At 71.9% G+C, this 13,907-nt stretch carries 9 protein-coding genes; 6 read left to right on the top strand and 3 right to left on the bottom strand.

Going from position 1 to position 13,907, the window contains the following annotated elements:
* The first annotated feature begins 8 nt into the window (after positions 1 to 8).
* Both ABR737_RS04230 and ABR737_RS04225 read left to right on the top strand, forming a co-directional pair.
* Positions 9 to 662: a hypothetical protein gene (locus ABR737_RS04230; protein WP_350248835.1), complete on the top strand. Its 654-nt coding sequence runs from the start codon at positions 9 to 11 to the stop codon at positions 660 to 662.
* A complete protein-coding gene (locus ABR737_RS04225) occupies positions 643 to 1,587 on the top strand; it encodes an inositol monophosphatase family protein (protein WP_350248834.1) in 945 nt (314 codons plus the stop codon). Before ABR737_RS04230 ends, ABR737_RS04225 begins: the two co-directional genes overlap by 20 nt.
* Before the next feature lie 53 nt (positions 1,588 to 1,640).
* Here the strand turns inward: ABR737_RS04225 and ABR737_RS04220 are convergent, their stop codons facing one another.
* Complete coding sequence (locus tag ABR737_RS04220) at positions 1,641 to 2,831, bottom strand: SLC13 family permease (protein WP_350248833.1); 1,191 nt, start codon at positions 2,829 to 2,831, stop codon at positions 1,641 to 1,643.
* Positions 2,832 to 2,887: 56 nt separating this feature from the next.
* Between ABR737_RS04220 and ABR737_RS04215 the strand changes: the two genes are divergently transcribed.
* Positions 2,888 to 8,875, top strand: a complete 5,988-nt coding sequence (locus ABR737_RS04215; protein WP_350248832.1) for a WD40 domain-containing protein — start codon at positions 2,888 to 2,890, stop codon at positions 8,873 to 8,875.
* Between the two features lie 134 nt (positions 8,876 to 9,009).
* On the opposite strand, the gene ABR737_RS04210 is transcribed toward ABR737_RS04215, so the two are convergent.
* Positions 9,010 to 9,555, bottom strand: a complete 546-nt coding sequence (locus ABR737_RS04210; protein ID WP_350248831.1) for an LppU/SCO3897 family protein — start codon at positions 9,553 to 9,555, stop codon at positions 9,010 to 9,012.
* Positions 9,556 to 9,742: 187 nt separating this feature from the next.
* Complete coding sequence (locus tag ABR737_RS04205) at positions 9,743 to 10,414, bottom strand: ScbR family autoregulator-binding transcription factor (protein WP_502964276.1); 672 nt, start codon at positions 10,412 to 10,414, stop codon at positions 9,743 to 9,745.
* A gap of 99 nt (positions 10,415 to 10,513) precedes the next feature.
* Between ABR737_RS04205 and ABR737_RS04200 the strand changes: the two genes are divergently transcribed.
* The 3 genes from ABR737_RS04200 to ABR737_RS04190 all read left to right on the top strand — a co-directional run bounded on the left by ABR737_RS04200 (position 10,514) and on the right by ABR737_RS04190 (position 13,870).
* Positions 10,514 to 11,434, top strand: coding sequence for a ScbA/BarX family gamma-butyrolactone biosynthesis protein (locus tag ABR737_RS04200; RefSeq protein ID WP_350248830.1), 921 nt, complete (start codon positions 10,514 to 10,516; stop codon positions 11,432 to 11,434).
* Between the two features lie 229 nt (positions 11,435 to 11,663).
* Positions 11,664 to 12,383: an HAD family hydrolase gene (locus ABR737_RS04195; RefSeq protein ID WP_350248829.1), complete on the top strand. Its 720-nt coding sequence runs from the start codon at positions 11,664 to 11,666 to the stop codon at positions 12,381 to 12,383.
* A 455-nt stretch (positions 12,384 to 12,838) separates the two neighbouring features.
* Complete coding sequence (locus tag ABR737_RS04190; protein ID WP_502964275.1) at positions 12,839 to 13,870, top strand: chitinase; 1,032 nt, start codon at positions 12,839 to 12,841, stop codon at positions 13,868 to 13,870.
* Positions 13,871 to 13,907: the final 37 nt, after the last annotated feature.

The raw sequence follows: 13,907 nt of genomic DNA, 5'->3' as shown, positions 1-13,907 counted from the left end.
ACTACCGCATGCTCGAACGGACCATGAGGCGGAGCGGAGAGACCGGCACGCTGTTCGGCGCGGCCGCCGCCGCGCTGGAGGAGGTCACCTCCGGGCGGCGTGAACTGCGCGCCGTACACCACCCGCTCGGCTTCTTCTGCCTGCCGGTGCTGCGCGACGGGGACCAGGGCATCTGTGTGCACGTCTTCGAGCCCGGCGCGAGCGAATCCGCCCAGCTCACCACCTCTCCCGTGCACTGCCACAGCTGGGAGTTGACCAGCTTCGTGCTCTACGGCGAGGTCGGGAACCTGCAGACCCGGGTGCGCCAGGACCCCCTGCGGCCCACCCACCGCGTCTTCCAGGTGCACAGCAGCCCGTCCGGGGTGGACGAGATCCGGCCGACTTCGCGGCTGGTCCGCTGCGAGCCCGGCCCCGAGCAGACCAGCGCCCGCGGGCAGGTCTACCGGCTGCCGGCCGGGGCGTTCCACCGCACCGTCGTCCCGAGCGGGAGCTCCGCGGCCACCCTGGTTCTCGGCCGCTGGCTTCCCCGGCAGAGTGACCTGTCCCTGGGACCGGTGGAGGGCACGGCACACCGGGTGGTACGACAGACATGCGACGCCGCGCAGACCGCCCGGACGGCGCGGTCCGCCCTCAGGAGGATCCATGGGCATCACCCGCAATGACCCCGACGGCCCGCAGGGCGCTCCGGAACCGCCCGGCGCAGCGCCCCGGGCACCGGAAGCCTTCGTGACGGCGCCGTTCGCGGCCGAGCAGCAGCTGGCGGTGGCGACCGCGCGGGAGGCCGGTGCGCTGGTGCGCTCGCACTTCCAGGACGACTACGGAATCCAGCCGAAGGGCGAGCGGGGCGATGTGGTCACCGACCTGGATCTGCTGGCCGAACGGCTCGTCGTACAGCGCATCCGCGAGGGCTTCCCGCACGACCGGATCCTTGCCGAGGAGTCGGGAATCCTGGACGGAGACGGCGGGGAGCCCGCGCCGGGTCCGCGCCGGATGTGGCTGGTCGACCCGCTCGACGGGAGCAACAACGTCGTCATCGGCCTGCCCGCCTACGTCGTCGGCATCGCGCTGTGCGTGGACGACCAGCCGGTGGTCGGCGCCATCCACGACCCGGTCACCGACCGGACCTGGTCGGCCCTGACCGGCTGCGGGGCGTACGGCCCGCACGGGCGGATGACCGGCCCCGCCGGCCCGCTCGCAGCCTCCGGGCCGCTGCTCGCCTGGACCCAGGGGCACGCCGTCGCCCGCGACGATCCGGCCGCGCGCTCCCTCAAGTCGGCGCTGGAGGTGCGCTCCCGGCGCCTGCTGCAGCTGTGGGCGCCGCTGCTGACCTGGTCGATGCTGGCCCGTGGCGCCATCGACGGATTCATCGGCTACCGGGCCGAGGCCATCGACTTCCCCGCCGGTGCGCTGCTCGCGGCCGAGGCGGGGCTGGAGATCCGCTCCCTGGACGGCGGCGCGTTCCGGGGCACCATCGCCGGTCCCGACACCGACCGCAGCTTTGTCGCCGGCCGGCCGGAGGACATCCCCTACCTGCTCGATCTCGTCAACCGCAGCGAGGCCGTCGACCGCGTGCGCCAAGGGGCGTAACACCCCCGGACCGGCCCGGACCGGCCCGGTTCAGCCCGGTCCTTCGCGTCCGCTCACCGCATGGCCACCAGGGCCGCCGTGGACGCCACCACCGCACCCGCCGCGAGGGCCGCGCCCGTTGCCATGAAGCTCCGCAGCGGCACCCGTACGCCCTGTGCCTGGCAGCGTTCGAACCACAGCAGGGTGGCCAGCGACGCCCACGGAGTCACCACCGGGCCCACGTTGGTGCCGATGAGCAGCGCCAGCAGCTGCTGGTGGTTGGCGAGGGGCACGGCCGACTCGCCCGCCAGGTAGACGGGCAGGTTGTTGAGGACGTTCGAGAGGCCGGCGCCGACCGCCGAGGCACGGAACATACCGAGGGCGCCCCCGTCCGCTCCCACCGCCGATGTCAGGAAGTCGTGCAGCCCGTTGACGTTGACCGTCTCCACCACCAGGAACAGCCCCGGCACCATGACGAGCAGCCGCCACGGCACCAGCGACAGCCGCAGGCGGGCCGGACGGCGGACGGCGAACGCCACCACCACGACCACCGCCGCCACCGCGGACGCCACCCACAGCGGTACATCCGCGACCAGCATGGCCAGCAGGAACCCCGCACAGGCCACCGCGCACACCCGGAACAGCACCGGATCCCCGGGGCGGTGCGGGGCCGGGGGAGTGTAGACCTCCGCCCCGCGGCGCCCGCGGCGCCAGAAGAACAGCCACAGACAGCCCATCGTCACGGCAATGGCGGCCAGTTGGGGCGCCCACATCGTGGCGGCCATCTCCGTGGGGCGCAGCGCCACCCGGTTCGCGGCCAGCAGGTTCGTCAGGTTGGACACCGGCAGCAGCAGGCTGGCGGTGTTGGCCAGCCACACCGTCGTCATCGCCAGCGGCACCGTGGCAATTCCCACGCGGGAGGCGAGTGCCAGCATCACCGGGGTCAGCAGCACCGCGGTGGTGTCGAGGTTGAGGGTCATCGTGGTGACCGAGGCGAAGGCCACACACAGCACGAACAGTCGTCCGTAGCCGCCCCGTCCGGCGCGGGCCACGCCCGAGGCGACGACGTCGAAGACCTCCGCCTCGCTGGTGAGTTCGGCGAGCACGATGACCGTGCCGAGGAACGCGAGGAGGGGGCCGATCCGGATCATCGCGTGGCCGGCCGACTCGGTGGGAAGCAGGCCCGTCGCCGTGAACAGCAGACCGCAGGCGAGCAGCCCTCCGGCCAGCCAGTCCAGTGGATGCAGGCGTTGTATGGCGCGCACACGGAAAAGAGTAAACGCTGTACAGCCGGTTGACGATGGATCATAGGATGGCGGGCATGGTGGCTCGTCAGGAATTCGGTGAACCCGAAACCCGCCCGGAAACCGGCCCGTTGGACTTCTTCATCAGCTACTCACCGGCAGACGAGCGATGGGCCTCGTGGATCGCCTGGACGCTGGAGGAGGCGGGCTACCGGACGGTCGTCCAAGCGTGGGACTTCGTCCCCGGCACCAACTTCGTGGACTTCATGGACCGCGGCGTCAGCGAATCCGCCGCCGTCATCGCGGTGCTCTCCAGCAATTACGAACGCTCCCGCTACGGGCGCATGGAGTGGCAGGCCGCGCTGCGCGCCGACCCCGACGCGCCGGAACGGCGGCTGCTGACCGTCCGGGTCGAGGACATCCCCGTCGAAGGCCTGCTCGCCACCATCACCTACGTCGACCTGGTCGGCGTCACCGACACCGCCGCGGCCCGCGAGATGCTGCTCACCCGCGTGGGCCAGGCCCTCGACGGGCGGGCCCGGCCCACCAGCCGGCCCGGCTACCCCGGCGGGCCGGCCACCGGACCCGCCACCCCGGCCGCGATCCCGCGACCGCAGTCCGGGGACGGCAGGCCGCTCGGCCGCCCAGGCTGGGCCGGGCGCCGCCGCCCGGCCGTCCCGCCGCAGTACCCCCAGGAGCCCGGGGCGCAGCACGCCCGGGAGGCCGTCACCGTGCTGCACCTGGCAGGGCCCGCCTTCGGCCGCGGCCAGGACCCGGCCGAACTCCAGGCCGCCATCTGGGGCGACCTCGTCGAGCTCACCGACGCCGGCGCCCCCGCCCCCGACCTCCTCGTGGTCACCGGCGACCTCACCGCCTCGGGCAGCCCCCGCGAGACCGACCAGGCCCTCAGCTTCCTCACCGGGCTGCGTTCCCTGCTCGGCCTCGAACCCCACCGCCTCGCCGTGGTGCCCGGCGGCCAGGACGTCAGCCAGGCCGCCTGCCGGGCCTACTTCCACACCTGCGAAGCCGACGAGATGCAGCCCAGGCCGCCCTACTGGCCCAAGTGGCGGCATTACGCCCGGCTCTTCCACGAGCTCTACCAGGGCCTCGACGTCGTCTTCGACAGCGACCAGCCCTGGAGCCTCTTCCCCGTCCCGGAACTGCGCACGGTCATCGCGGGCCTCAACTCCTCGATGGCGTACAGCCACCGTCCCGACGACCAGTACGGCTGGCTCGGCCCCGAGCAGGCCGCCTGGTTCGCCCAGGCCCTGCGCCCGTACGAGCAGGAGGGGTGGCTGCGCCTCGGCGCCCTGCGGCACCCGGTCACCGAGGCTCCCGGGCGCGCCGGCTCCGCGCACGGCCCCGGCCCGCTCCGGGACACCGCCGACCTCGCCCGCCTCACCGCACCCCGGCTGCACCTCCTGCTGCACGGCCCCACCGGAGACCGCCGCTCCGCTTCCGCGGCGCCCACCGCCACACCGTCCCTGCCCCTCACCACGGGCGAACTGCCCGTCTACGGTGCCACCGCTCCCGCCCGGCACCAACTGCTGCGGATCACCCGCGACGGCCTCACCCGCTGGCGGGAGCGCCCCGACGCGGAGCCCGAACACTTCGCGACCGGCTGGCGGCGGGCCCAGCGCGTCTTCGGACCGCCGCGCCCGCAGCCCGACGACGGGAGCGGCCCGCCCGGAGACGGCACACCGGAGACCGCCGGGCCCGGCGTGCCGGAACACGAACCCGGGCTGGAAGCCCGCACCCTCGACGACCCGCTCGACGAACTCGTCGCCCGGGTCGCCGAGGTCTGCCGCACCCGCCACGACGGTGCCCAGCTGCGCCGCATCGCCGGCAGCCCGCCGCAACTCCTGGTCACCTGGAACGAGTCCGGCTTCGTCCGGCAGCAGCGGGTGGGGGTCTGCCACGGCACCCCCTCCCCCGAGGACACCGACGCCTTCCTCGACCACGTCCACGCCTCCGACACCGAACCCGACGCCGAACTCGTCCACGACGGGCCCGCGCCGGCCCGCGAACTACGGGAGCGGGCCCGCCGCCGGGGCGTCCGCATCCGCAGCTTCACCGAGTTCCAGGGCCTGCTGGACCTGCGCGACTACGTCACCGCCCAGACCGAACGGCTGCGCACCGACCACCGCTACCGGCCCGACCTCTACCTCCCGCAGCGCTACCGGGAGGTCGAACGCCCCGGCGGCGAGGAGCGCGACGGACTCGTCGACGACATGCTCCGGCTGCTGGAGGCCGACCACGGCCGGTTCCTGCTGCTCCTGGGGGACTTCGGACACGGCAAGACCTTCGCGCTGCGCGAGCTCGCCCGCCGCATCCCCGAGGAGATGCCCCACCTCGTCCCGCTGTTCATCGAGCTCAACACCCTCGACCGGGCGTATTCGCTGGACGGCCTGGTCGCCGCCCACCTGGCGAACCACGGCGTCGACTCCGTCAACCTCCGCGCCTTCCGCTACATGTTCCAGCAGGGCCGGATCGTCCTGCTCTTCGACGGCTTCGACGAACTGGCGAACAGGGTCAGCTACGAGCGGGCCACCGACCGGCTGCAAGTCCTGCTCGACGCCGTCGTGGACCACGCCAAGGTCGTTGTCAGCAGCCGCAACCAGCACTTCAAGTCCCAGTCGCAGGTGCTCACCGCCCTCGGCGAGCGCGTCGGACTGCTCCCGCAGCGCCGCGTCCTCGCCCTCCAGGAGTTCACGCCCCAGCAGATCCGCACCTACCTGGCCAACCGCTACGGCGACGAACAGGCCGCCGACCGCCGGGTGCGGCTCCTCGAAGGCATCCCCGACCTGCTGGCGCTGTGCCGCAACCCGCGGCTGCTCAGCTTTGTCGCCGACCTCGACCACGACCGGCTGCGCGCCGTCGCCGGGGCCGGGCGCGCCCTCAGCGCCGCCGGACTCTACGAAGAAGTGCTCACCTCCTGGCTGCAGTTCGAGGAGCGGCGCGGCCAGGGCGGCGTCGGGGCGGCCCCGGGGATGAACCTCGACCAGCGGTGGGACGCGGTGACCACCCTCGCGCTGCGGCTGTGGTCCAGCGGCCAGAGCACCCTGAGTCTCGACGAACTCACCGATGTCGCAGGTACGTTGACGGGCCTGGCGGACATCAGGCTCTCCGCGCGGGAGGCCGCCCACGCGATCGGCTCCGGCAGCCTGCTGGTGCGCAGCGACGAGGGGCTGTTCCAGTTCATCCACAGCTCCATCGTGGAGTGGCTGGTGGCCCGCGAGGCCGCGACCCGGCTCGTCCGCGGCGAGTACGAGCTGCTGGCGCGCCGCCCGCTCAGCCAGCTCACCGTCGAATTCCTCTGCGACCTCGCCGACCACCGCACCTGCCAGGAGTGGGCCGAGCGGGTCCTGGACGGCCCGGACGAGGACGGCGAAGGGGAGGGGCGGCGCCGCGGGCAGGCCGACGAGGTCGCCCGCGCCAACGCGGTCAAGGTCCTCGCCCGGCTCCGGGTGCCCGCCCACACCGACCTGCGCGGCGCCGCCCTCGCCGGCGAAGACCTTTCCCACCGGGACTTCTCCGGCGTCGACCTGACCCGCGCCGACCTCACCGACACTCAGCTGGTCGGCGCCAACCTCGCCGGAGCGGTGCTGCGCGACGCCCGCCTGGTCGGCGCCCGGCTGGACGACGCCGACCTCTCCGGTGCCGACCTGCGCGGCGCCGACCTGCGTCGGGCCCGGCTGATCCGCGCCGACCTGAGCGGCGTGCGGACCGCGGGCAGCCACTGGAACCGGGCCGCGCTGATCGACGCGACCACCGACGACGAAACCCTGCGCCGCCCCGAGCTGCGCACCGCCTCCCTGGCCCCTGGCATGCCCGTCGACGCGGGCTTCCGGCCCTCCGCGGTCGGCGTTCCTTACGGCTTCGGCATGCAGTCCGTCCGGCTGCCCGAACCGGTCTCGTACAGCACCGACGGCGAACTGCTCGCCGTGGGCAGCGAGGACGGCGGCGTCCTGGTGTGCGACGCCGCCACCGGCACGGCGCTGCGCACCCTGCAGGGCCACGTCGGCCGCGTCTACGCGGTGAAGTTCCGCCAGGACCTCCTCGCCACGGGCGGTGCGGACGGCACCGTGCGGCTGTGGGACGCCGTCTCCGGCGCCTGCCTGCACCGGTTGGACATCCACCCGAGCGGGGTGTGGCCGGTCTCCCTCGACCCGGACGGCACACTCCTCGCCACCGGAGACGCGGAAGGCACCGTCACCCTGTGGGACGTGGCCACCGGCACCCGGCGGCACGAACTGCTCGGTCATGCGGCCCCCGTCTTCACCGCGGTCTTCAGCCCCGACGGCCGGACCCTGGCCACCGGCGACGCGGCCGCGGGCGTACGGCTGTGGGACACCCGCACCGGCCGCCTGTGCGCCGAGCTGCCCGGCCACGAAGGCGTCTGCAACCGGACGCAGTTCAGCCCGGACGGGTCCCTGCTGGCGACGGGGGACAGGGGCGGCGACCAGGGCGGCACCGTACGGGTGTGGGACGTGGCCTCGGGACGGCTGCGCCACACCTTCACCGGCCACACCGGTCGCGTCTACACCCTGGACTTCCACCCGAGCGGCACGCTGCTGGCCAGCGGCGACACCGACGGACAGGTACGGCTGTGGGACCCGGTGACCGGGCAACCGGCCGCACAGCCCGGCCGGGGCACCGGCGCCGTCTACCAGGTGGTGTTCGACACCGACGGCACGCTGCTGGCGGCGGGCGACAGCGACGGCGCCGTCCGGCTGTGGCGGGTCACGGCGGGAGCCGCGGCCGACGGCCGGGGCCACCCCGGCGACGCCCCCGGCTGGTCCGTGTCCCCCCTGCGCCAGCAGCCCCCCGACCACCGCGGATCCGTCTGGACCTGCCGGTTCCGGCCGCGCGGCGGTATCGGCGGCGGCGAGTCAGGACCGCTGCTGGTGACGGCCGGCAACGACGGCGTGGTCCGGCTGTGGGACACCGCCAGTGGCCAGGGCCGGCGCATCCTGCGCGGCCACGGACGCCGGATCGGCACCCTGGCCTTCAGCTCCGACGGCTCCTACCTGGCGGCCAGCAGCAACGACGGCGTCGTCCGGCTGTGGGAACCGGCGACCGGCCGGCGCCTCAGGGAACTCAGCGGCCACAGCGGCCGCCTGGTATCGGCCGTCTTCAGCCCCACCGGGGCCGGCGGAGCCCTCCTCGGCACCTCCAGCAACGACGGCGACGTATACCTGTGGAACGCCGCCACGGGCGAGTATCAGCGCGAGATCGATGCCGAGACCGACCATGTGTGGGCCGAGGCGTTCAGCAGAGACGGCGAACTGCTGGCCACGGCGAACGACGACGACACGGTGCGCCTGTGGTACCGCAGTACGGGCACCCATGTGACGACACTCGCCCAGCACCGCGGCCGGGTGCGGTCGATCGCATTCAGCGCCGGCGGCACGCTGCTGGCGACCGGCTGCGACGACCGCTCCGTACGCATCTGGGACATCCAGGACAGCCGCCTCACCGCCGAACTCCAGGCGCACCGGGACCGGGTGTACACGGTGGCATTTGGCCCCGGAGACTCCTGGCTGGTCAGCGCGTCCTGGGACGGTGACGCCATCATCTGGGCCGACGGGAGGCCGCAGCACCGGCTCCGCGGGCACGCCGGCCGGCTGTGGGCCGCCGCCGTGCACCCCACCCGCCCCCTGCTGGCCACGGCAGGCGACGACCGGATCGTCCGGCTGTGGGATCCGCGCGACGGACAGGAGACCGGCCAACTGACCGCGCACACGGGGCGGATCCTCTCGACCGCCTTCAGCCCGGACGGCTCGCTGCTCGCCAGTGGCGGCGAGGACGGCACGGTCCGGCTGTGGACCGTGCCCGACCAGGGCGATCCGTCCCTGCAGGCCACATTGATCGGGGTGCCGGGAGGCTGGGCCGCGCTCTCACCCTCAGGCGGCTACAAGTACGAGGGGGATATTGCGGGCGAGTTCTGGCATGCGGTGGGCATGTGCCGCTTCGAGCCGGGCGAACTCGACGGCCACCTTCGCGGGGTGCGCCGGCTGTCGCTCACCGCGCCCCTCGGCGGCGCCGCCCCGGACGGGAGCTGAGCCGGGGGAGGGCCGGGAGGGCCGGGGAGGGCCGCACGGCAGCGGCCCGGGACGGCACACGGCTCCCCTGGGGCGGCACGACTCCGGCCGCCACCCGTTCCTTTCGGGTGACGGCCGGAGGGCGCATCAGGTAGTCAGACCTTGGTGAAGCACAGCGTGTAGGAAGAGCTGTGACGGATCGAAACGTGCATGCCGTAGTCGAATTGCGATCCGCACCGCGCGCCGGCGCCGGTCAACCGGTCGCCGGTCTTGTACTCGGCCTCCGCCGAGCCGCAGTCGACGATCTCCGCCAGCGGTTCCCCCTTGGGGTCGTGGATCTTGACGCAGTCCCCGACCTGCGGGTTGTACTTCTTGTTCTCCTCGGCCCGCGCGGCCGCCGAGGCCTCCGCCTTGGCCTTGCCGCCATGGGGATCGGTGTTGTAGTCCCACACGTACCAGGCACCGCCGCCGAAGACTGCCAGGACGATGACGGCGGTGATCAGCCCCCGCAGCGGGCTGCTCTGCTGCTGCGGCCGCCGAGGGCCCTGCGGCCCTTGAGGCCCTTGTGGCGCCTGCGGTTGCTGCTGATACCCGTATGGCTGCTGCTGCCCGTGAGGCTGTTGTTGCCCGTATGGCTGCTGTTGCGGATACCCGTACGGCTGCTGCGGTGGCTGGTTCTGATAGGGCGGCGGTGCGGACATGCCTGAAATCCCCCGTGGTTGACTACAGAAACGTAGGAAGCTCGATATGAACCGCAGCAGGCTACCGTCCGGCCCCTGCGCACTGACCAGCAGCCCCCGTGCACCGGGCGGCCTCCTACCGGACCCCGGGACGTCCTCAGGCGCCCAACGCGGCATGTGGCACCCGCAGTTGAGGTCTTCCCTCCGGCTACGCCGTCCCGGATTCCGTCCCGGACGCCGTCCCGTGGTCGCGCATCCGCCGTCGCACACGAGCGAGCAGAGCGGCTGGATCCGGATCGGCCTGCAGGCCGCGAAGCAGCAGATGCCACAGGTCGTCCAGGTGCTCCTCGATGTGCCGGCGGCCGTCCAGGGCGTCGGAGACGGTGTGCAGACCGAAGAAGGCGCAGACGATGCCGTGGGCGGTGGCGGCAGGTGGTACGTCGGCAGCGAGTTCCCCGTTGCGGGCGGCCCCTTCGAGGAGCTGGGTGACCGCGCCGATCCAGCCGAGGAACGGTGCGGGAAGCTGCGTGTCGATGGCTTTGCGTTCGGCCCACAGGCGGGCACCGGCCCGGACGACGATGTCGTCACGGAAGGCCCGGGCCACCTCGAAGCTCAGTCCGACGAGATTTTCCAGGGCAGGCAGGCCGGGCTGCCGGTGCCGGCTGATCAAATGCGGCCAGGTGGCGAAATGCTCCTCGACGATGGCAAGGGCGAGCTTCTCCTTGCTGGCGTAGTGGAAATAAATGGCACCGCTGGTGCGACCGGAATGCGCACTGATGTCACTGATGCTGGTACCGGCATACCCTCGCTCGTCGAACAGGGTTGCTGCCGCCTCAAGAAGGGACCTGCGCGTCGTCTTCGCCCGGATCTGCACACACACCTCAGACATCGTTCTGGTTCGGCCGGCTGGCAACCTACCGTTCCATGCGACTCGGAATTCAAGGGTGCGCACGTTCGAATTTCGGTATTCCCTGGTCGTATGAGCACGCCAACGGGCAGCATCGCCGGAAAGAGTGAGCCGCTCAGCCGGTCCCGTACGGTTGAGCGGGAGCTGGTGCACCGGACTTCGGTGGCGGAGGTTCTTCTTACCGATGTGCAGCCGGCCGATACCGCGCACGTCTTCCGTGCCGCGGCGTCATGGCCGCGCGCGCATGCGACCTTCCCCCGTGACGGATCGCAGCGGCACAGCCCGCTGATTCTGGTGGAAACGCTGCGCCAGCTCGGCCTGTGCATTCCCCTGCGGTTCTACGCCGTCCCTCCGGCGTGTCACGCGGTCATCACCGACCTGTACTTCCACGTCAGGCCCGCCGACGAGCCACCGGCCCGCGCCGGCGCGACCGAGATCACCTGCTGCGCCCGGGTGAGCGCCGTACGACACACGCCGGACAAGACCGTCGTGGGCCTGCGACTGAACGTCACCTTCGCCGCCCGCGGGGTGACGTTCGGCTGCGGTGGCGGGGGCGTGCGATTCCTGGACGGCGCGCGCTTCACCGCGCTGCGCGCCGGAAGGGCGGCTCATTCCGTCCCGGCCCGCCCTGCGGATCGGCACATCCGCCCGTCGGCCGCCCGGCTGACGGTGAACCATCCGCACGACGCGGTCCTCGCACTCGACGAGGAGGGGCTGTTGGTGTCGCCGGCCGACCCGCTGCACCCGTTCTTCTTCGACCACGCCACCGATCACGTGCCCGGCATGGTGCTGCTGGAGGCCGCCCGTCAGGCCGCCTCGTACCACAGCCGGGGCAGGCTGAGCCGGCCCCGCTTCGGGTGGCTGAAGGCCGCACGCTTCACCGAACTGGCCCCACCCGCACGTGTGGTGTGCACCCGGCACCGCTCGGCGTGCGCATTCCGCATCCTCCAGGGCGGCGCCGCGACGGCCTACGGAACTGTCGGTTATCAGTAGAGCCTAAAATATGGACATTTATGAATCGGTTGACCACTCTGTGTTGCCGTCCGTAACGTAACGATCGTAATGTTCCGGCATGGAGCGGGAAGAACTCCTGTCCATGAGGACTGCCCTCCGCCGGAAATCCCCTCGGCCCGGTGCCGGGCGTCCGTGAAACCGATGCTGCCCTGCCTCCCTCGCGACCGGTCACAGCGGCGCCTCCGGGCCCCTCGGAACGGAAACGCGGATGAGCGCAGACAGCATCTTTTCCTGGACCCCCGCTGCCGTCGTCTTCGACTGTGACGGCACGCTGATGGACACCGAACGTCACTGGCAGGACGCCCGTGACAGAGTGCTGCACAGCTATGGGTTCACTCCCTCGGCCGCATTCGCGGAAAAGGCCCGGGGGCTGCACTACACCGAATGCGGGCGCCTGATGGCCGATGTCGCGGGCCACCCGGAGCTGACCGGGGAAATGACGGAATCACTGCTCGAGCATTTCCGCGACCTCGTCTCCGCGGAGCCCACCACCATGCCCGGGGCGCCGGAACTGGTGCATTCGACCGTGCAGTTCGCTCCGCTGGCAGTGGCCAGCAACTGCCCACTGGAAGTCGTCGAGTCCTGCCTCGATATGGCCGGACTTCGCGACTGCTTCCGCCATATCGTGGTGCCCGATGCCTCGACGAGGCCCAAGCCTCATCCCGACGTGTATCTCACCGCCGCCGAGCTCTGCGGAGTCGAACCCGGTGACGCGCTGGCCGTCGAGGACTCCCACTGCGGTATCCAGGCCGCCGCAGGTGCGGGCATGCGGGTGCTGGGAGTCGGCCCCCGGCCCAGCGACGAGGAGACGGCACTGGCCGACTGGTGGGTCCACTCGCTGGAAGAGCCTGCGGTACAGGGGTGGGCCGGCGCCCGCATCCCTGCCCAGGGCACCGGTCCCGCCGGCCCCGAGGCCAGGACACCATGACGTCAGACGCCGTGACGTCAGACACTGTGACGCCGTGACGCCGTGACGCCGTGACGCCGTGACGCAGTGATGCCGTGACGCCATGAGCATGACGGCGGCCCGGCCCGGTGGGAGCCTGCCGGGCACCGGTGGCGCACCTGCCCGGTGGGACAGCGAACCGTTGCCCTTCCGCGGTGGGGGCGCCACCGCGGCCGGTCCGCCGGATCCAGTACCCTCGACGGATGATGATGTGACGTATCCGAAGCCGACGGACGGGCTGCCCACCCACCCGGTGCCCGTCCCGAACGCCTCGTCCACCTGCTGTCCGAAGCCCGCTGCACCCGGCCCCTGGCGTACCCCCACTGGTGTCGCTTCCCGGCGGCAGGTCCGCACACCACTGCCCACCCCCCACCGATGGAGGCAGCCCGACGATGACGAACGACGCAGAAGCGCCCGCTCCTCGGAGGAGTCGCGCGGTGAGGCCGGCCGCAACTGCGGTGGGGGCAGCGGTGGTTGCGGCCCTGCTGCTCGCGGGCTGTGGGGCCGGGGAGCAGGAGAAGCCCAAGCGCCCCGGCCCGGTGCCCTCCTCGCCGCGGGAGAGCAGCCCCGCCCCCGCCAAGGAATCCAGCACTTTCGCGCCGTACGTGGACACCTCGCTCAAGCCCGCCTACAACCTTCTCCAGGGCGCCGAGAAGACCGGCGTGAAGGAGTACACCCTGGCCTTTGTCTCCCCGGGAGGCGGCTGCGTACCCAAGTGGGGCGGCAGGCAGGCCCTGCGCGACAACCCGGTAGCGCGGCAGGCGCACGAGCTGCGCGCCAAGGGCGGCGATGTGCGGGTCTCCTTCGGTGGACAGAGCGGCAACGAACTGGCCAGGGTCTGCGGTTCGGTGGACAAGCTGGTGCAGGCATACAGCGAGGTCATCGATGCCTACGGCCTGACCAAGGCCGACTTCGACATCGAGGGCCCCGCCCTGACCGACACCAAGGCCAACACCCTCCGCGCCCAGGCGATCGCCCGACTCCAGCAGCGCAAGAAGCTGGATGTCTCCTTCACGCTCCCGGTGCTCCCCACGGGCTTGAACCGGCACGCCGTCGCGGTGTTGGAGAACGCCAGGCAGAACGGTACCCGGATCTCCACGGTGAACATCATGGCCATGGACTACGGCACCTACTACGACGGCGACATGGGCACCTACGCCATGTCCGCCGCCACCGCCACCCACAAACAGGTCAAGTCGGCGCTGGGTATCCGGGACGAGGCCGCGGCATGGAAGGCCGTCGCGGTCACGCCGATGATCGGTGTCAACGACGTCAAGGGCGAGGTCTTCACGCCCGAGGACGCGGCCGAACTCAAGAAGTTCGCCAAGGAGAAGGGGCTCGGCCGGCTGTCGATGTGGTCGCTGACCCGGGACAAGGCCTGCCCGGGAGGCCCGAACTTGCAGGCGGCGGCGACCTGTTCCAGCATCGGCAAGTCGGCGAACGAATTCACGAGAGCATTCACCGGCTGAGGGGCTGAGGGGCTGAGTGGCTGAGGGGCTGCTCGGT

The sequence above is a fragment of the Streptomyces sp. Edi2 genome (assembly GCF_040253635.1).
Taxonomy (GTDB): Bacteria; Actinomycetota; Actinomycetes; order Streptomycetales; family Streptomycetaceae; genus Streptomyces.
The sequence above is the reverse complement of the archived record's forward strand: the minus strand, read 5'-3'. Positions and strand labels throughout refer to the sequence as shown.

Coding starts and splice junctions, on each gene's coding strand:
- ABR737_RS04215 (WP_350248832.1), top strand. CDS start 2,888: ATGGTGGCTCGTCAGGAATTCGGTGAACCCGAAACCCGCCCGGAAACC.
- ABR737_RS04230 (WP_350248835.1), top strand. CDS start 9: ATGCTCGAACGGACCATGAGGCGGAGCGGAGAGACCGGCACGCTGTTC.
- ABR737_RS04200 (WP_350248830.1), top strand. CDS start 10,514: ATGAGCACGCCAACGGGCAGCATCGCCGGAAAGAGTGAGCCGCTCAGC.
- ABR737_RS04210 (WP_350248831.1), bottom strand. CDS start 9,555: ATGTCCGCACCGCCGCCCTATCAGAACCAGCCACCGCAGCAGCCGTAC.
- ABR737_RS04225 (WP_350248834.1), top strand. CDS start 643: ATGGGCATCACCCGCAATGACCCCGACGGCCCGCAGGGCGCTCCGGAA.
- ABR737_RS04195 (WP_350248829.1), top strand. CDS start 11,664: ATGAGCGCAGACAGCATCTTTTCCTGGACCCCCGCTGCCGTCGTCTTC.